This is a genomic window from Candidatus Binatia bacterium, from assembly GCA_029243485.1.
Lineage (GTDB): Bacteria > Desulfobacterota > Binatia > UBA12015 > UBA12015 > VGTG01.
Window position 1 is genome coordinate 40,781 of the sequence record JAQWRY010000085.1, and the last position, 17,187, is coordinate 57,967.

Annotated in this window: 16 protein-coding genes and 1 pseudogene; 6 read left to right on the forward strand and 11 right to left on the reverse strand. The window is 65.6% G+C overall.

Features of this window, described 5'->3' with window-relative positions:
* Positions 1–423, forward strand: a complete 423-nt coding sequence (locus P8R42_24370; protein ID MDG2307728.1) for a hypothetical protein — start codon at positions 1–3, stop codon at positions 421–423.
* A gap of 1 nt (position 424) precedes the next feature.
* Positions 425–1,288: an AMIN domain-containing protein gene (locus tag P8R42_24375; GenBank protein ID MDG2307729.1), complete on the forward strand. Its 864-nt coding sequence runs from the start codon at positions 425–427 to the stop codon at positions 1,286–1,288.
* 118 nt (positions 1,289–1,406) lie between these two features.
* On the opposite strand, the gene P8R42_24380 is transcribed toward P8R42_24375, so the two are convergent.
* Entirely contained in the window at positions 1,407–1,715 is a 309-nt protein-coding gene (locus tag P8R42_24380; GenBank protein MDG2307730.1) for a MotA/TolQ/ExbB proton channel family protein, read from the reverse strand.
* Positions 1,716–1,721: 6 nt separating this feature from the next.
* Positions 1,722–2,078, reverse strand: a complete 357-nt coding sequence (locus P8R42_24385) for a hypothetical protein (protein MDG2307731.1) — start codon at positions 2,076–2,078, stop codon at positions 1,722–1,724.
* A gap of 297 nt (positions 2,079–2,375) precedes the next feature.
* On the opposite strand from P8R42_24385, the gene P8R42_24390 reads away from it, so the two are divergent.
* The gene (locus P8R42_24390) at positions 2,376–4,868 is read left to right on the forward strand and encodes a response regulator (GenBank protein MDG2307732.1); all 2,493 of its coding nucleotides are present in this window, start codon (positions 2,376–2,378) and stop codon (positions 4,866–4,868) included.
* A 271-nt stretch (positions 4,869–5,139) separates the two neighbouring features.
* Here the strand turns inward: P8R42_24390 and P8R42_24395 are convergent, their stop codons facing one another.
* The 6 genes from P8R42_24395 to P8R42_24420 form a co-directional block, all read right to left on the reverse strand.
* A complete protein-coding gene (locus P8R42_24395; GenBank protein MDG2307733.1) occupies positions 5,140–5,304 on the reverse strand; it encodes a hypothetical protein in 165 nt (54 codons plus the stop codon).
* A gap of 3 nt (positions 5,305–5,307) precedes the next feature.
* Entirely contained in the window at positions 5,308–6,066 is a 759-nt protein-coding gene (locus tag P8R42_24400) for a FliA/WhiG family RNA polymerase sigma factor (protein MDG2307734.1), read from the reverse strand.
* Positions 6,063–7,379 (reverse strand): flagellar motor switch protein FliN, encoded by a 1,317-nt coding sequence (gene fliN, locus P8R42_24405; GenBank protein MDG2307735.1) that lies wholly within the window; start codon positions 7,377–7,379, stop codon positions 6,063–6,065. The genes P8R42_24400 and fliN overlap by 4 nt, the downstream gene beginning before the upstream one ends.
* Before the next feature lie 3 nt (positions 7,380–7,382).
* Positions 7,383–8,351: a flagellar motor switch protein FliM gene (fliM, locus tag P8R42_24410; GenBank protein MDG2307736.1), complete on the reverse strand. Its 969-nt coding sequence runs from the start codon at positions 8,349–8,351 to the stop codon at positions 7,383–7,385.
* Between the two features lie 8 nt (positions 8,352–8,359).
* Complete coding sequence (locus P8R42_24415; GenBank protein ID MDG2307737.1) at positions 8,360–8,815, reverse strand: flagellar basal body-associated FliL family protein; 456 nt, start codon at positions 8,813–8,815, stop codon at positions 8,360–8,362.
* A gap of 432 nt (positions 8,816–9,247) precedes the next feature.
* Entirely contained in the window at positions 9,248–9,709 is a 462-nt protein-coding gene (locus tag P8R42_24420; protein MDG2307738.1) for a hypothetical protein, read from the reverse strand.
* A 235-nt stretch (positions 9,710–9,944) separates the two neighbouring features.
* Between P8R42_24420 and P8R42_24425 the strand changes: the two are divergent.
* Positions 9,945–10,241 (forward strand): annotated as a pseudogene (locus tag P8R42_24425) (transposase).
* A 202-nt stretch (positions 10,242–10,443) separates the two neighbouring features.
* Here the strand turns inward: P8R42_24425 and P8R42_24430 are convergent.
* A complete protein-coding gene (locus P8R42_24430) occupies positions 10,444–11,373 on the reverse strand; it encodes a GTP-binding protein (GenBank protein MDG2307739.1) in 930 nt (309 codons plus the stop codon).
* 128 nt (positions 11,374–11,501) lie between these two features.
* On the opposite strand from P8R42_24430, the gene P8R42_24435 reads away from it, so the two are divergent.
* Positions 11,502–12,044: a GNAT family N-acetyltransferase gene (locus P8R42_24435; GenBank protein ID MDG2307740.1), complete on the forward strand. Its 543-nt coding sequence runs from the start codon at positions 11,502–11,504 to the stop codon at positions 12,042–12,044.
* A 2-nt stretch (positions 12,045–12,046) separates the two neighbouring features.
* On the forward strand, positions 12,047–12,892 hold the full coding sequence (gene fghA / locus P8R42_24440; GenBank protein MDG2307741.1) for an S-formylglutathione hydrolase: 846 nt from the start codon (positions 12,047–12,049) through the stop codon (positions 12,890–12,892).
* A gap of 21 nt (positions 12,893–12,913) precedes the next feature.
* Here fghA and P8R42_24445 read toward each other — a convergent pair whose 3' ends face one another.
* Together P8R42_24445 and P8R42_24450 are read right to left on the reverse strand one after the other, a co-directional pair.
* Positions 12,914–14,047 (reverse strand): CaiB/BaiF CoA-transferase family protein, encoded by a 1,134-nt coding sequence (locus P8R42_24445; GenBank protein ID MDG2307742.1) that lies wholly within the window; start codon positions 14,045–14,047, stop codon positions 12,914–12,916.
* Positions 14,048–14,111: 64 nt separating this feature from the next.
* The gene (locus P8R42_24450; protein MDG2307743.1) at positions 14,112–17,186 is read right to left on the reverse strand and encodes an efflux RND transporter permease subunit; all 3,075 of its coding nucleotides are present in this window, start codon (positions 17,184–17,186) and stop codon (positions 14,112–14,114) included.
* Position 17,187: the final 1 nt, after the last annotated feature.

Here is a 17,187-nt window from a genome sequence, read left to right on the forward strand (position 1 = left end):
GTGCAGGGTTCGGTCCGGGCGAGCCGTTTGACGGTTGCCGTCGTCGCGATGATCGTGGCGGGGCTGCTCGTGGCTTGGCGGTGGGAAGAGCAGCGCATCAACCCGACCACGGATGACGCGTTCGTTCAGGACGACATCGTCGGGGTCACCGCCCAGGTGAGCGGACCGATCGTTCGTACGTTTGTCACCGACAATCAACAGGTCAAACGCGAAGCGCCCCTCTTCGAGATCGACCCCCCGCCCCTCGTCGAGAGACAGTTCATGACGCGCGATGCCCTCGACGACGCGAGGACACGGCATCTCGTTCGGTCGCTTCCCGAGGCGGAAGTTTCCTTCTCCCTTGGACTCCTCGACGCAATCGTGAGAATCGCGCAGGGAACGGCGGTGACGTGCGACGTGCTCTCCCGCGCGCCACGGAGATGACATGAAGCGGCCCGTAGCGATGCGTCTGAGCGTTGTGCTCTGTTTGGTTTTCCTCACGGCGAGCCCGATCCGCGCGGAGGCCCCTCGACTGAGCGCAATCTCGGTTAAAACGGAGCGCGCCGAAACGGTCGTGCGCCTCGCCATCGAGGACGGCCAGGCGCGACCCAGCGTTCACATGCTGGCCGACCACCGACTGATCATGGATCTGCCCGGAGTGGTGCCTGCGCTCCCGAGCCACCGGCTCGACGCCGCGAGCGGGCAGCTACTCCGCATCCGGGTGGGTGTCCACACGGAACCCGAGACACGCACGCGCGTCGTCTTCGACCTGAGCGGCCCGACCGCCTACTCTGTCCGCTTCACGGCGACCGGGCTGGACGTGCGCCTTCGTGCCCCCGGCTCGGAGCCGGCAGAGGCCGCGGCTGCGGAATCGATCCCGGAGCCGACAGAGACTGCGGTACCGACCGCAACACCGTCGCCTCGCGCCACCGCAACCCCGAGCCCGACTGCGGCCCCCACGGCAAGCCCGTCCCCGTCTCCAGCGCCCACGGCAACACCGAGCCCGGCGCCCGAGCTCGCCACGCAAGGTAATGCAAAGCCGGCGGCTGCGGTCCCGGCGTCCGAACCGGTGTCCCCCGGTTCAGTGACCATCGACTTCCGGAAGGCCGACGTACGGACGGTGATCGGCCTCATCGCGAACGTCGGAGGCTACGACGTGATCTTCACGCCGGAGGTGAAGGGCCTCATCACCATCCAAATCATCGACGGTCCGTGGGAGGAAGCCCTCGACGAGGTGCTGGAGAAGAAGTACCTCCGGGCAACGCGGCATGCGGACTTGATCCTCGTGTCGCCGGGCCGCTGGGACTAGTGCACCGCCTCAGGCCTTGAAGTACTCTGGGTAGAACAGCGGACCTGGCGTAAACACGAGCTTGCTGTTGTCGTACAGCGGGACCGCCGCACCCGGTCTCGACGACTTGTTCTCGGACTCAACGCAACTGCGCCCCGGCGTGCGGACCGTAGGCGTGTCTGACAATGTGCGCCCACACCTCCCCTCCATCATCCGCACCTGTAATTCCTACAGCGAGCACCGCGCCGTACAACGTCGTGAGAACGGTCACCCCGAGAGTGGGAGCGACCGTCGACAAGCCCGTCTCTCCAGCGAGGCTTCGAAGGACCATCGCGAGCCCGATCAGTGTTCCGAGCAGGCCGAAGGCCGGGAACAGTCGACCGAGAGTCAGCAACACGCTCCACGCCTGCTCGCCCTCACTGGCGCGAACCCGGGCTTCGCCAAACAGGCTCGCTCAGACCTCGTCGGCATTGTTGCACTCGAGCGACTGTTGGACCGCTCGACGCACGAACACGTCCTCCTCCTCCCGCGCCGCGTCCGCGACCCGGTGGATCCGGGCCAGGCGCTTGAACGTCGTGATGCCCCGCTCGGTCTGCAGTTCCTCGGAATTCTCCGCATACAGAGCCTGCCGAAGGTGCTCCCAGGCGTCCTGAATTGCCTCCCCACAGAAGGTCACCCGGCTCACGGCGAGCGCGCCTCGGACAGTGATCAGCAGCGCGAGCGGGTCCAGAAGCCCCACAATCGCCCCCACCAGAACCAGCCCTGCTCGGCCCCACCGAGCGTCCGAAAGCCACGCAAAACGGTCTTCCATGACTGGATCCAGGGTGCCGCATCGGTGCCGGCGCGAGGTCCCCGTCGGGCCTCACGAACCGGGCGAAGGCGCCCCCGGCAGGCGGAAATCTAGGCCATTGGGCGGCGATTCTCGCCGCTTCACCCCATCTCGCGCAGGCGCAAACAATCTCTCAAGCCTCGCGGTTGGACCTCCGATTCTCTCCACGTGAGGCACCTCCATGCACACCGGTCGCGGTTCGCCCCAGCGCAGGCAGCGGGCAACTACTGTCTCCTTCTGAAACACTTCGCCGGCGCACCTTCCTAGTTGGGAACGATCATGGGGAACCAGCTTACGAACGATCTACCCGCCTGCTTTTCCCGGGCCGGCTCACAAGCACCACGACCCCACGACGGCGCACCCACGGCGTCAGACCCACGCTTCGAGTGGTCTGCCGGGACCGAAGCGGGCCCCACGGCCCGGGACTCCTTTGGGCTGTTTCCGCCCGTAGAGCTCGAGCTTCACCCCGACGACCGTGACGTCGCCCGAGAGACCGCCCAGCGGCACCTCGAGACGAACGACGCGTACGACGTTGTTCTTCGCCTACGCGCCCCTACCGGCGAATACCGGTGGTTTCTCGTCTGCGGAGCCGCCGACCCCGAAGCGACCGAACCGACCCTGCGGGGTACTCTTCACGATCTGAGCAGCCCCCAGGAGGCCCGGGGCTCCCTAGGCTCCGAGAGCGCGCAGGCCGTGGCGCTGTCTGCCTTGGCGCGTGCAGAGAAGCGCCTCGTCGAGCAGGAGAAACTCGCCCGCGACCTGGAGGCGGCACGCGAGGAAGCTCTCGCTGCCGCACGTCTCAAGTCCGAGTTCCTCGCGACCATGAGTCACGAGATCCGCACGCCGCTGAACGGCGTGATTGGCATGACCGACCTGCTGCTCGGAACGGGGCTCGACAGCGAGCAGCGCGGCTACGCAGAGACTCTCCGCCTGTCCGGCGAAGCACTTCTCAGCGTCATCAACGACATCCTCGATTTCTCCAAGATCGAAGCGGGCAAGATGGACCTCGACTGTTCGCCGTTCGATCCCGGACGCACCGTCGAAGAAGCCGCCGAGCTGCTCGCCGCGAAAGCGCACGACAAGGGCCTGGAGCTGAACTGCTGCATCGAGCCCGACGTCCCGCCCGTCGCAATGGGCGACGCACCTCGCATCCGCCAGATCCTCGTGAACCTCGTCGGCAACGCCGTGAAGTTCACGTCCCATGGAGAGGTCTCAATGCACGCGAGCATCGAGGAGGACGACGGAGATCGGCTGCTCACGCGATTCCAAGTCTGCGATACCGGGATCGGCATCGATGCCGAAGAGCTGCCGCGCCTGTTCGAGGAGTTCACGCAGCTCGATGGCTCCAACCGACGCCGGTTCGAAGGAACGGGGCTCGGCCTCGCGATCTGCCGTCGACTCGTGGAATTGATGGGCGGCGAGATCGGGGTCGAGAGCAAGCCGGGCCAGGGGTCGACCTTTTGGTTCACGATCCCACTGGAGAAGGCCGACGAAGCCGACGGCAGACAACCGGGCAACTTGGCCTCTCTTGCGGGGCTGCGGGTCCTCGGTGTCGACGAGAATGCGACCAACCGGATGATCCTGCGTGCCTACCTGGGCATGTACGGCATGGACGTCGACACGGTGGAGGATGCTCCCGCCGCACTCGACCTCCTGCGGTCCCCGGAACTCGCCGCGCGCCCGTACGACCTCGTCATCTTCGACATGTTGATGCCGGGCATGGACGGGCTGGAATTCGCGCGCGTCCTGCACGCGGATCCGCAATTCAAAGACCTCCCGCGGATCATGGCGACCTCGTACACCGAGCGTGGTCAGTCCGAGAAGATTCGCGCCGCAGGCATCGCCCGCACGCTCCCGAAGCCCTTGCGACAGTCTCAGCTGCTCGAGACCGTCCGCTCGGTCTTGAACAAGGCCCAGGAGTCTCCCAACGTGGTCGGGCAGCCGAGCGCGCCTCTCAAAGAGTGGCTCGATACGAATCCGCCGAAGATTCTCGTCGCCGAGGACAACCCGGTGAATCAACGCCTCATCCGGGCCCAGCTCGCGCGGCTGGGATGCCGCGCCACCATCGTCTCCGATGGTGTCCAGGCGGTCGACGCCGCGACGCGTTCGCACTGGGACCTCCTCTTGATGGATTGCAAGATGCCGGAGCTGAACGGCTTCGAGGCGACCACTCGTATTCGCGAACGCGAGGGGACGAACCGCCACACCTGGATCATCGCAATGACCGCGAACGCGATGGAAGGGGACCGGGAACAGTGCCTGGACGCCGGCATGGACGACTACATCGCGAAGCCGATCCAGTTGAATGACCTGGTGCACGCGCTCGAGCGGTGCCTGACGCCTGAGCCCGAAGCTGCGGCCTCTCCGGACACGGAGGCGCCACGCACCGTGGGGAAAGCGGAGGCCGAGATGAAGACCGACGACGGACCGATCCGGCTCGATGTTCTCGCGGAGCTACGGGCGGAGTTCGAAGAAGGCGGAGGTCTCGACGAGTTCACCGCAATCATCGAGCTCTACGTAAGCAACGCCCGGCGGAACTTTGCCGCTGCACGCGAAGCCCTCGAGCGCACCGACATGGATGCCCTGGGCCTCGCGGCGCATTCGCTCAAGGGCTCCAGCGGTAGCGTCGGCGCCGCACGCCTGTCGGCGATCTCGGACCTGCTCGAGTCCGTCGCCGGGGGCCGCTGCGACGGCAACGCCGGCAAGCTCCTGGGTGAACTGGGCAGCGAGCTCGAACGGGTCGAGGAAGTCCTCTCGGACAACACGCCCTAACCTCCGCTCGCGCCCACGCGGCGCTTTCCCGCCGTGCGGGCCGCGGCGCAAGAATTTGCCGGTTCGTTCGTGCCCCCCTGCGCGAGGCCCGCGACACGTGTCCGCAACGCGCCCGGCTCTTCGGCGGTCCGCGTGGGCGTCGGCTCCTCACGGACCTCCGCCGGCTCGGTGGCACGCACAGCATCGGCCCGAGCCAACAGGTCGCGGGGGCGGTCTGTGTGAGCGACGAGGCCCTGATCCAAGCTGCGCGCCTGGCCCTCGGCCTGCGTGATCAGCAAATGGAGCGAGTCATGAATCTCTGAGAGTCGGCTTCACGCTCCTGCCAGATCTTCGTGGGATCGCGTATAAGGCGGTAGAACAGGCCGCCCAGCAAGGCGATCAGAATCACACCGACTGCGACACCCGCGAACCGGAGGATCTCTTGCGTCGGAATCATGTGTCACCTCTTCCCGGCACTTTCACGCAGGAAGCCGCGCAACCGCAGCAACGCCCGCGAATGGAGCTGCGACACCCGCGACTCGGTGAGATCCAGCACTTCGCCGGCCTCCCGCATCGTGAGGCCTTCGTGATAGTACAGTTCGATCACCGTGCGTTCCTTCTGCGGCAGTCGATCGACGGCCTTCGCCAGAAATTCGACGCGCTCGCGTTCGAGCACCGCGTCCTCCGGGTCCAGGGAATCACTGGCGAGGACCTCCTCGCCCGTGGCCTTTCCATCGCGACCCGTCGACAGGTCTTCGAGACTCAACAAGCCGCCGCGGCCGATCTCGCCCAGGATCGCATGGAGTTCCGGGAGAGACTTGCCGAGCTCCTCGGCGACCTCCTCCTCCGTCGCGGCGCGACCGTGTCGCGTCTCGAGGAGTTGGTAGGTCTTCTCCAGAAGCTTCGCCTTCTCGCGCGTGCTCCGGGCGGTCGTGTCCTGCCCGCGAAGCCGATCGAGGATCGCACCGCGGATGCGGACCTGCGCGTAGGTCTCGAAGGCCGCGGCTTTGCTCGGATCGAACCGCTGGAGGGCATCCAGCAATCCACCGAGTCCCCAGCTCACGAGTTCGGAGTCTTCGACGCCCGGGGGCTTCCGGGGCGTCAGGCGACGCACGACCCGACGCACGAGCGGGAGATACTTGCGCACTGTGTCGTCGGAAATCGGCGGAGGCGCGACGGCCGGGCCGCCGCCCTCCTCAATCTGGCTCGAAATACTCACGGTTGGACTCCTTCGAGAAGACGGCGGAAGAAGAACTGCAGGCCGCCCTTAGGTCGAGGCTTTGTCGGAAGCGACAGCACTCGATCGGCGAGATAGTCGAATGCGCGGCTCACCTGGGCCCGCGGTGCCAGCTCGATCACGGCCTGCTGGCGGCGAACCGCTTCGGGCAGCTCCGCGTCGTACGGGATGAACCCGTCGTAGCGGAGCGAGACGTCGAGGAATCGGGCAGCCACGCGCGAGAGATGCGCGAAGGTCCGATCCGCCTCGGAGTCGTTCCGCGCCATGTTCACCAAGACGCCGAACTCCTGTTCCGCGTATCGAGTCGAGAGGACCTTAATCAGCGCGTAGGCGTCGGTGAGAGAGGTCGGTTCCGGCGTGACGACCACCATGGTCTCCTGCGCCGCCGTGGCGAAGAACGTGACATTCGAAGAGATGCCCGCAGCCGTGTCGACGAGCAGCACGTCGAACTGCTCCTCGAGGGAATCGACTTGCTCGAGGAGGTGCAATCGTTCCCCTGCTCCAAGCTGCGTCATGTCCTCGAACCCGCTCGAGGCAGGAACGAGGCGAATGCCTTGTGGTCCGTCAATCAGCACATCGGCGAGACTGCACTCCCCGTGGATCACGTGGCGCATCGTCGCGCGCGGATGCAGGCCGAGGAGCGTGTCGAGGTTCGCCAAGCCGAGGTCCGCGTCGAGGACGATCACGCGCTGCCCACGCCGGGCGAGCGCAACTGCAAGGTTGGCGACGACGTTCGTCTTGCCGACACCACCCTTTCCGCTCGAGACGGCGATCGCGCGAAACGACGACATCGGTTCGACCGACACCGATTCACGACGCCCGCTCTTCAACGCCGCGGCTCGCGGCGGGAACGGGACGACGTTGCCTCCCGGCGATGGCTGTTCCGATTGCCCTGCCGCCACTGTCGCGTTCGCGACTCCCTCATTCGATGCCCGATCCGCCTTCATCATGCCTCCACTTTCCACCCGCTCGGTGCAGCTCACGATCTCCGTGAGACGCACACCGAACTTCTCATTCACCACGACGGCCTCGCCGCGGGCGGTGGGCTTCCCGTTCACGAGGATGTCGAGCGGCTCGCCGGCGAGCTTCCCGAGCTCGACGACCGATCCCGACACCAGCGCCAGGAGCTGCCGAACCGGCATGCGCGTACGACCGAGCTCGACCGTGACCGACATCGGCACGTCGAGCAGCAGATCGATGCCGGGCGGTTCGTTGGATACCGCAGCGGCGGTTTCCGGCGGCGGCAGCGGCGCAGGTTCGGCCACTTTGCGCTCGATAGTCTGTTCTTCACTCATCGGTCAGGTCTCCTGCGTGAAAGAGAGGATGCGCACCACATGCCTGCCGCGGTTCGTTCCGGCGAGCCCCGTCATGACCGGCTGGCCCTCGACGAGAACGGATACGTGGTCGTCTCCCCGCGTGGGCAGCGGCAGAACGTCGCCGACCTCCAGGCGAAGAAGCTCGCGGGCCGAGAGAGTGTTCGTTCCGAGTTCGACGCTCAGGTCGACGTCGGTCTGCTGGATCGCGCCAATCAATGAGTTCAGCCATCCGTTGTCGGCATCCGCCGGGATCGAGTGGCTCTCGCCGAGGCGAGCGCGCAGCGGCTCGAGCATGGCGGCCGGGAGCGTGAGCGTGAGCTTCGTCGGTCCACCGCCGAGGTCACACTGAAGATCCACTGCGAGGACCATGTCTTCGGTGGCGGCAATCGACACGATGGCGGCGTTCACTTCGGTCCGTAGGAAGCTGCAACTCAGCTCGGCCACGAGTGACCAGGCATCCTGTAGGTCCGCGAGGACCGTTGAGGCCACCCGCGAGACGACTTGCAGCTCGATCGGCGAGTATTCCCCGATCTCCAACGTCGTGGGCGGCCGCCCCTGGCCACCGAACATGCGGTCGACCAGCTGGGACATGAGCGAAGGCCCGAGAACGAGGAGGCCGTTCCCCGACAAAGGCGCCATCGAGAACAAGCTCAGCGATGCACCCGGCTCGATTCGGTTCCGGAAACGGCCGTAGCGGAGCACCTCGACGTTTGTGATCTCGATTTCGGCGCTCGAGCCGAGCACGTGGCTCAGCGACTTCCGAAGCCGGCGCACGAAGCGATCATGAACCAGCTCGAGGCCCGGAAACTGCCGGCCCGCAGCGCGTTCTTCGCCGACGAGGTTGTAGGGGCGAGGAGCATCGCAAGGAGGCTTGTCCTCGATCGCGACGTCGCCGTCCTGCATGCCCTTCAGTAGGGCGTCGACCTCGTCCTGTGAGAGAGTACTGTCCACCGGAGCTCCTACTGAACGATGAACTCTGTGAAGTAGACGGCGCGGACGGAATCGGCCTGAAACGCCTGATTGGTGCGGCCGATCATCTCCTCGCTGAGGATGTGATCGCGGATCTGAGGCATCCGCGCGTCGAGCCACGCAGGGGGCTCTGCACCGGCGAACTCGAGCTGGATGGTCGTCTTGATGTACCGCCCGGCGTTCTCATCCGAGAGGTTCGCGATGAACGGGTCGAGAGGCTCGATCGACGTCGGCGCAAAGTCGGGCGACGGGTCGGTCTCCATCTCCGCCATGAGGACTTCGGGCGCTCCGATCGGGAGCAGGCCGGCGAAGTACGCCCCTGCACCGCCGGAGAGCAGAAGCACGGGCAAGCCGATCAGGAGAAGCTTCTTGGAGCCTCCACCCGACTTGACCTCTGCTTCCTCACCCTGTGGACCTTCACCTTCGACACCTGCCGCCGCTGCCATCGAACCCTCCTTGCCGCCCGCATCCCAGACAGGGAAGACAGGCCGGCGAAGGCCCTAAGAGCAAGCGTCGTGCCTGTTCGGGAGGAGCGGACTGTTCTGGAAAAGCTCGCACGAACCCTGCGAAAAAAGTGAGTTCGGGCGCCTGTCCCACAACGGTGCAGGTGCCGCAGCTGGTTTCCGTCAGGGGGCCGGGCCTCGCGCGGCCAGAATTCTGACCGCGCGGCGCCCTGTCAGACTATCGGACGATCTTCAGGAAGTCGTTCAGAAATCCTTCGCTGGACTGCTCGATGACCCGGCCGAGGCCCGCGGAGTCCAGGGTGACGATGGGTCGGGGTGCGGGACCCGGCCGATTCCCGGTAGAGCCCGTTGTCGAGCCTCGAAAGGCGGTCCGGGGCCGCGAAGTGGGCCAGGGCGAGCTGGTAGAAGGGCCGGTCAACGCGATGTCCGCGGCGAGTCTGCCACCCGCACGTTGGTAGTGTAGTTCGAGCTTGCGAACGCCGAATCCCAATCGGTTGGGTCAAAGGACCCCAGGGGCTCGGTCGCGTCCGCCGAAAAGTTGTTCTGGAGCGAGATCGTCCCGGTCTGCCGGACCTCCGTGTGGATGTTCCCGAAATCGGTGTCGACCTTCGGACCCGTGGCAGAGCCTGTCGAATCCAGCTCATAGCCCTGGGCCTGATGTCCCTGTCCGGTCACCAGTTGGGCATCGGAGTTGAGCAGAAAGTTTCCGGGGCGGGTGTACACAAAGCCCGCGCCCTCCTTCACCACGAAGAATCCCCGCCCCTCGATGCTGCCCTGAACGAACGACGTGCTCGAATTCGCGAGCCGGGCCGCCGGGGTGGGAGGCCTGGTCGACGTCGGGCTTGGTTTCGGTGTCGGTGTTCTGGAGTGAGTCACGCGCTTCGCGGTCGGCGCCCCCATCGATGCGCAGACCGCCCAGGAGCAGCACGGGGATGCCGGAGTTCAGATCGACGCCCGTGACCCTGCCCTGGATGAAGGTCGGAACCGCGGTGAAAGTGCCGTCCCCCCGTGCTGGAACAGACGACGACTTCGGCCGTGCCCGACGCAGCCCGGACTTCGTGGCCCAACAGGCCCAACGCATCCACCTGCGAGCCGCCCAAAGGGAAGGAGAATCCAATGGGTCAGAAAGAGCGCGGAGAAGGTGGTCTGCGACATTCAGCGCAAAACCCGCCGCCGTTTTTCGGCGGAAGAGAAGATTCGGATGGTCCTCGAAGGACTGCGCGGGGAGGAGAGCATTGCGGCTCTGTGTCGTCGCGAGAGGCTCGCTCCGAATTTGTACTACCGGTGGTCCAAGGAGTTTCTGGAGGCCGGGAAGAAGCGGCTGCTGGGAGACATGAAGCGCGAGGCGAGCGCCCGTGAGGTAAAGGGTCTGCCGGATGAGAACGACCGCTTGAAGCACGCTCTGGCCGAGACGGTGGATGTGTCGGCGAGCAGCCTCGCGATCGCGACGCTCGGGGTTGCGGATCAGGGCTCGGCGCAGTCGGCCATCGGGGCGATCATCACGGCGATCGAAACGATCGCGACCAAACGCGGTAGCCACGGCGCGGTGGGCCGTCCTGGCCCAGGCCAATCAGCAGCCGGCCCTGGCGCTCCATCTCCTCGGGTAGGCGCTAGTCCACGACTTGCTTTGCCAGGGCCGCACAGCGGCTCTCGAGATCCGCCCGATCGAGATCTCGGCCAATCCAGACCAACGCGCTCGTCCCGGGTTCCGGAACGGGCTCGAACGGTTCCATCTCGAAGCGACCGGCGACTGCGTTGATTAGCGTCCATCGAGGTCCGCCGTCGGTCCGCACCAGCCCCTTGGCGCGGTACACGTTGTCGGGAAGCTGATCGAGAAGATCTTCCAGGGCCTCGTCATCCAGGACGTGGTCCGTCGTGAAGGTGTATGTCTCGAAGCTCGGCGAATGCGTCGGGTGCCCGTGCTTTTCCGCCGGCGCGTTCGATCCGTCCCAGAGCGCCCCCGTCTCGAGGATCGCCTGAGTCGGGACCTCCCCGCGGACTCCCCGAATCATCGGCGCCCTCTCGTTGCACCGGCGGACCGCCTGCGTCGCGGCCTGGCCGTCATCGGGCACCAGATCGAGCTTGTTCAACACGAGCATGTCGGCGCGTTCGATCTGAAGGGTCGCCTCGGGCACCTCGTCGAGAACGCGCTCCACGTTGGCCGCATCCACGACGGTGACGAGGGCATCCACTCGATAGAACTCGTCGAGGCCCGGCCGGGAGAAGGTCCAGGCGACCGGCAGCGGATCCGCGAGGCCGGTTGTCTCGAGGACCAGATGGTCGAAGCCCCCGCGATCGCGGAGGTCGAACAGGGTCTGCTTCAGGTCCTCATTGAGTGCGCAGCATAGGCACCCGTTATCGAGTTCGACGAACTGCTCCGCACCCGCGACGCGTCGGCCATCGATTCCGATCTCGCCGAATTCGTTGACGACCACCGCGATCCGCAGCCCCGCGGGATCCGCCAGCAAGCGATTGAGGAGTGTCGTCTTCCCGCTGCCGAGGAAGCCGGACAACACCGTCACCGGGACCCGTACTTTCACCTAGTAGGAACCATAGCAGACGGCGATCCAAAGGCGGAGCACTGGCGCGGCTTGGGCCGTGCATTCCAACTGCCTGAACAGCAGCCCCTTGCTCCGCGCCGGTACCACCACGTAACGTACACGCTGGGATGGACACGATTCGAGATCTGCTGCGCCCCGCCGCCCGAATGCCCAGTGACATGGCACTCGTCCAGGCGAAGCTCGGCGACGCGGAGCACGCCAAAGCCATCGTGACCCTCCTTGATCTCTACGCCCAGGAGAAGATGGGCATCGGCCGGCCGCTTTCGGACGACGTGAAGAAGCGGATCGTGCCCGGCCTGCGTCAGCATCCAGCCGCCATCGCAATCCTCGCGTTTCGCACGAACGAGCCCGTGGGCGTCACCGTATGCTTTCGCGGCTTCTCGACCTTTCAGGGACAGGCCGTCGTCAACGTCCACGACCTCTTCGTCAAGCGAGAATTCCGGGGTCGACAGATCGGCCGTGAACTCCTCCGCTTCGTCGAGCGCAAGGCGCAGTCGATCGGTGCCGCGAAGATCACGCTCGAGGTCCGGGAAGACAACAAGCCCGCGCTGCGCCTCTACGAGAGCGACGGTTTCGAAGGCCAGCGAGCGCCCGACGGGCGTCCACGGACGCTCTTCCTCGAGAAGACCCTTCCACCCCGGAAGACCTGAACATGTCGTCCATCGAAACGCTCTCGAGCCAGCAATGCTTCGGCGGCGAGGTCCGGTTCTGTCGTCACGCATCCAGCTCGACGCGAACCGACATGGAGTTTTCCGTATTCGTCCCGCCGGCCGCCGCGAACGGCCCCGTGCCGGTCGTCTACTGGCTGTCGGGCCTGACCTGCACGGCCGAGAACTTCACCGCGAAGGCCGGCGCGCAACGCTTCGCCGCCGAGCACGGCCTTCTCCTCGTTGCACCGGACACGAGTCCCCGCGGCGCCGGCGTTGCCGGCGAAGACAAGACCTACGATCTCGGCACCGGCGCCGGCTTCTACCTCAACGCGACCGTGGCGAAGTGGGCCGCGAACTACCGCATGTACGACTACGTCGTCGAAGAACTCCCCGAGTTGATCCGCAGCGCCTTCCCCGCCCGTGCCGACCGCGAGTCGATCTTCGGCCATTCGATGGGAGGACACGGCGCTCTCGTCTGCGCGCTTCGCAACCCGGGCCGATATCGCTCGGTCTCCGCGTTCGCGCCAATCGTAGCTCCGACGGCTTGCCCCTGGGGGGAACGGGCCTTCACCGAGTATCTCGGCCCCGACCGCACGACCTGGGAAGCCTGGGACGCACACCTGCTGGTGCGCGGGGCCTCAGAGCGGCTCCCTCTTCTAATCGACCAGGGAGAGGCGGATGGCTTCCTCACAGACCAACTGATGCCCGAGCGCATGGAAGAGGCCTGCCGCGCAGTCGATCATCCGATCGAGGTCCGACGCCGTCCCGGGTACGACCATAGCTACTACTTCATCGCGAGCTTCGTCGGCGAGCACCTCGCGCATCACGCACGGGCGCTCGCCGACTGACCTCGCGGCGTCACTCGCGGCTCAGGCGATCGCCTTCTCTGCGCGAAGCGACTCGATTTCGGCCGAATCAAAACCCCAATCCGCCAGGGCTTCGTTCGTGTGGGTGCCGGCATTCGGCGGCGGACCCTGGATTCCCGGGGCCGTACGGCTGAAGCGCGGCGCAGGGCTGGGCTGCACGAGCCCCTCGCGTTCGACGAACGTCCCGCGAGCCTTGTTGTGCGGATGGTCCGGCGCTTCCTTCATCGAGAGAACCGGAGCGAAGCAGACGTCCGTTCCCTCGAGGTCCGTGCACCACTCGTCGCGCGTCTTGGTCTTGAAGAGCGCTTCGACGGTGCCCTTGTTGGCCTCCCATTTCGAGCGGTCCATCTGACCACCCAGTGCGTCGCCGTCCAGGCCCGTGCGCCGGAGGAGCTCGGAGTAGAACTGCGGCTCGATCGAACCGATCGAGATGAACTTGCCGTCCTTGCACTCGTAGACGTCGTAGAAGTGCGCACCGCTATCGAGAAGATTCGTTCCGCGTTCCTCCTGCCAGAAGCCCACGCCCTGCATCCCGTGGAACATCGCCATCAAGATGGCCGCTCCGTCGACCATGGCCGCATCCACGACCTGACCTTTGCCGGAGCGCTGACGTTCGATGATCGCGCAGGCGATTCCGAATGCAAGGATCAACCCACCCCCACCGAAGTCACCGATGAGGTTCAGGGGAAACATCGGCTTCTCGCCCTTGCGCCCCAGCGGCTCGAGCGCACCGGCGAGCGAGATGTAGTTGATGTCGTGACCGGCGGCCATCGCCATCGGGCCGTCCTGACCCCAACCGGTCATCCGGCCGTAGACCAGACCGGAATTGCGCGCGAGGCACGGCTCTGGACCGAGCCCGAGTCGCTCCATGACGCCGGGACGAAAGCCCTCGAACAGAGCGTCCGACTTCTCGATCAGCTTCATGACGACCTCGACGCCCTTGGGGCTCTTGAGGTCGACGCCGACGCTGCGCCGACCCCGCGCGAGCAGGTCGCCACTGACGCCGGGCTCGCGAACGCGGTCCGCGCGGTCGATCCGTAGGACCTCGGCACCCATGTCGGACAACATCATTCCGCAGAACGGGCCTGGCCCGATGCCGGCGATTTCGATGACGCGAATTCCTTCGAGTGGACCCACCTGCTCCTCCTTGCTGTGTGCTGATGCCTGAATATCCGCCCGCTCGGCGGCTCGATCTCGGGCCCTAGGAGGCCGCGTCCACGCCTCGTCTGAAGCGGGCGGCTGTCCTCTCCAGGGCCTGGTCCACGAGCGTATAGAACACGGGTACGACGACCAAGGTCAGCACGGTAGAGGCCACGATGCCCCCGGCGACGACGACTCCGAGCGGGCGTCGGCTCTCCGCACCGGCGCCGAGCCCGATGGCGATCGGCAGGATCCCGAACAGGGTCGAAAGCGCAGTCATGAGGATCGGGCGCAACCGTACGACGCCGGCTTCCACGATCGCCTCGTGAACGGTCTTTCCAACGGCCCGCAGGCGGCCCGCGTAGTCGACCAGGAGGATCGAGTTCTTCGTCACGAGCCCCACCAGCATCACCATGCCGATGAAGCTGTAGATGTTGAGCGTCATCCCCAGAGCGAAGAGGAGCCCGAACGCTCCGAACAAGGCCAGGGGCAGCGCCAGCAAAATGGTGAAGGGATGAACGAAGCTCTCGAACTGGCCGGCGAGCACCAGGTACACGGCGACGATCGCGAGAACGAACGTGAACGCGAGGCCGTCGAACGATTCCTCGAACTCCTTGGACTCCCCGCTAACGGCCGTCGTGAACCCTGGCGGCAACACCTCGCGCGCGACCTCCTCGACTTCCGCCAGCGCCGTCCCGAGCGGCTTCCCCTGGAGGTTCGCGTCGATGATGACGGACCGCCTCCGGTTGTAGTGGTTCAGGCTGCTGGGCCCGACTCCCTCGACGACTTCAACCACGCTTGCGAGCTGCACGAGTCGCCCCGTGCGGCTTCGCACGTACAGCCGCTCGATCTGCTGCGGCGTCTGGCGATCCAGCTCGGAGAGCTGTACGATCACGTCGTAGCGTTCGTTGCCGCGGCGGAACTTGGTCACGTCGCTGCCACCGAGAAGGATCCGCAACGTGTTCGCGACGTCGGCAACGCTCACGCCGAGCGCTGCGGCGCGGTCCCGATCGATCTGGACCCGGAGCTCCGGCTTGTTGATGCGAAGATCGCTATCCACGTCCGTCAGGCCCGGGAGAGCCCGAACACGCTCGACCATCCGCGGCGTAAACTCCTGAAGTGCCTCGAAGTCCGGATTCTGGATCACAAACTCGAGTGGCTTCCCACGGCCCCCCGTCGGCAGGCCCGAGAAGGGGGTGGCGAACACCCGAATGCCCGGGATCTGGCCGAAGCGCGAACGCAACATCCCGAGGAGCTCTTGCTGCGAACGCTCTCTCTTTGAACGAGGATGAAGGCGCGCGAAGATGATACCGCGGTTCGTAGCCCCGACGCCCCCCGAGCCGACCCCGATGAAGGCCGTACCGGCGCGCATCTCGGGCAGACCATCGAGGATCTCCTCCACCTGAATCTGAAGTCGGTTGTGGTGCGCGAGAGTGGAGCCCTCGGGCGATTCGATGATGACCAGGAAGCCGCCGCGATCCTCGGAGGGCACGAATTCCTGCCCGAGAAGGAAGAAGAGTACGCCTGCACACGCGACCAGGACGGCCGAACTCAGCACGACGATGCCCCGATGGCCGAGAGACCACAGGAGGACGCCCCTGTAACGCTCCGCCAATGCGACGAGCGCAGCTTCGAATTTCGCGAACACCCCACCTGGCTCATCCAGGACGAGCAGGCGGGAACAGAGCATTGGTGTCAACGTCAGGGCGACGACCGACGATGCAACGATCGCAACGGCCACCGTCACGCCAAACTCGAAAAAGAACCGACCGATGATGCCCTGAATGAAGGCCACCGGGACGAAGACCGCGACCAGGGTCAACGTCGAGGCGATCGCCGCGAAGGCGATCTCGTTCGTGCCGATCAGCGCCGCCTCCCGCCGAGCGAGCCCGCCCTCCATGTGCCGATGAGCGTTCTCGAGAACGATGATCGCATCATCGACCACCACGCCGATCGACAACGTCAGCGCGAGGAGCGTCAAGCTGTTGATGGTGAAGCCGAAGAAATACATCGCACCGAACGTCGCGAGCAACGACGTTGGAATCGTGATCGCCGGAATGAGCGCGCTGCGCGGCGTGTGGAGGAACAAGAAGATCACCAACACCACCAGCAGGCCCGCGATCACCAGTGCTTCCTGGACCTCCGCGACCGAGTCCTCGATGAAGCGCGCCCCGTCGTACGAGACGGTCATGTGATACCCGGGAGGCAGCGCGCCCTGCATTGCCGCGACCTCGGCGCGGACGGCGCGGGCCACCGCGACCGCGTTCGAGTTCGACTGCTTGATGATTCCGACAGAAACGTGCGGCCGCAGGTTGAAGCGTGCGAGGCTACGCTCGCCTTCGTCGCCTTCCACCGCCCGACCCACTTCCCGCAGGCGAATGGGTGCGTCGCCCCGGTACGCGACGATCAGGTTTTCGAACTCTTCCGCCGAAGAGATCTCGCCCTCGGTCTTCACCACAAACTCTCGAGTGTGCCCCTCGACGCGGCCGGCGGGGATCTCGACGTTCTCGCGCTGGAGCACCGCAACGACGTCGTTGACCGTCAGTCGGTGCGCTCCGAGGCGTGCGGCATCGAGATAGATGCGAATCGCGAGTCGCTTCTCGCCCCCAATCGGCACGGAACCGACCCCCGGCAGGCGCTGAAGCCGCTCTTTCACTACAGTGTCGGCGTAGCCGGACAGATCGCGAAGGCTCGCCCGGTCGGCGTTCAGCGAGATCCAAAGGATCGCGCGCGCGTCGAGATCGATCTTGCTCACGACCGGCTCTTCCGTATCCGGCGGAAGCTCCGAGCGGGCGCGCGCGACTCGGTCGCGAACGTCCTGGGCTGCGAGATCGATGTTGCGATTGAGGTCGAAGCGGATCGTGATCTTGCTCACCTGCTCGACGCTGGATGACGTCAGAGTGTCGATCCCTTCGATCGTGCTGACGACTTCCTCGAGGACTTCGGTGACCTCTTTCTCAACGACCTCAGGGCTCGCTCCGGGCAGAACCGTCACGATGCTCACCGTTGGGAACTCGATATTGGGCAGTTCCCGAACGGACAGGTTCGAGTACCCGATCGCTCCGAAGAGGATGAGGATCAGAGACAGGACGGTGGCGAGGACAGGCCTCTCGATCGATAGGGACCAGGGGGACATC

What these genes read in the sequence shown, in the direction of transcription:
- P8R42_24375 (MDG2307729.1), top strand. Translation starts at nt 425, where the DNA reads ATGAAGCGGCCCGTAGCGATGCGTCTGAGCGTTGTGCTCTGTTTGGTT.
- P8R42_24385 (MDG2307731.1), bottom strand. Translation starts at nt 2,078, where the DNA reads ATGGAAGACCGTTTTGCGTGGCTTTCGGACGCTCGGTGGGGCCGAGCA.
- P8R42_24390 (MDG2307732.1), top strand. Translation starts at nt 2,376, where the DNA reads ATGGGGAACCAGCTTACGAACGATCTACCCGCCTGCTTTTCCCGGGCC.
- P8R42_24395 (MDG2307733.1), bottom strand. Translation starts at nt 5,304, where the DNA reads ATGATTCCGACGCAAGAGATCCTCCGGTTCGCGGGTGTCGCAGTCGGT.
- fliN (MDG2307735.1), bottom strand. Translation starts at nt 7,379, where the DNA reads ATGAGTGAAGAACAGACTATCGAGCGCAAAGTGGCCGAACCTGCGCCG.
- P8R42_24415 (MDG2307737.1), bottom strand. Translation starts at nt 8,815, where the DNA reads ATGGCAGCGGCGGCAGGTGTCGAAGGTGAAGGTCCACAGGGTGAGGAA.
- P8R42_24435 (MDG2307740.1), top strand. Translation starts at nt 11,502, where the DNA reads ATGGACACGATTCGAGATCTGCTGCGCCCCGCCGCCCGAATGCCCAGT.
- fghA (MDG2307741.1), top strand. Translation starts at nt 12,047, where the DNA reads ATGTCGTCCATCGAAACGCTCTCGAGCCAGCAATGCTTCGGCGGCGAG.
- P8R42_24450 (MDG2307743.1), bottom strand. Translation starts at nt 17,186, where the DNA reads ATGTCCCCCTGGTCCCTATCGATCGAGAGGCCTGTCCTCGCCACCGTC.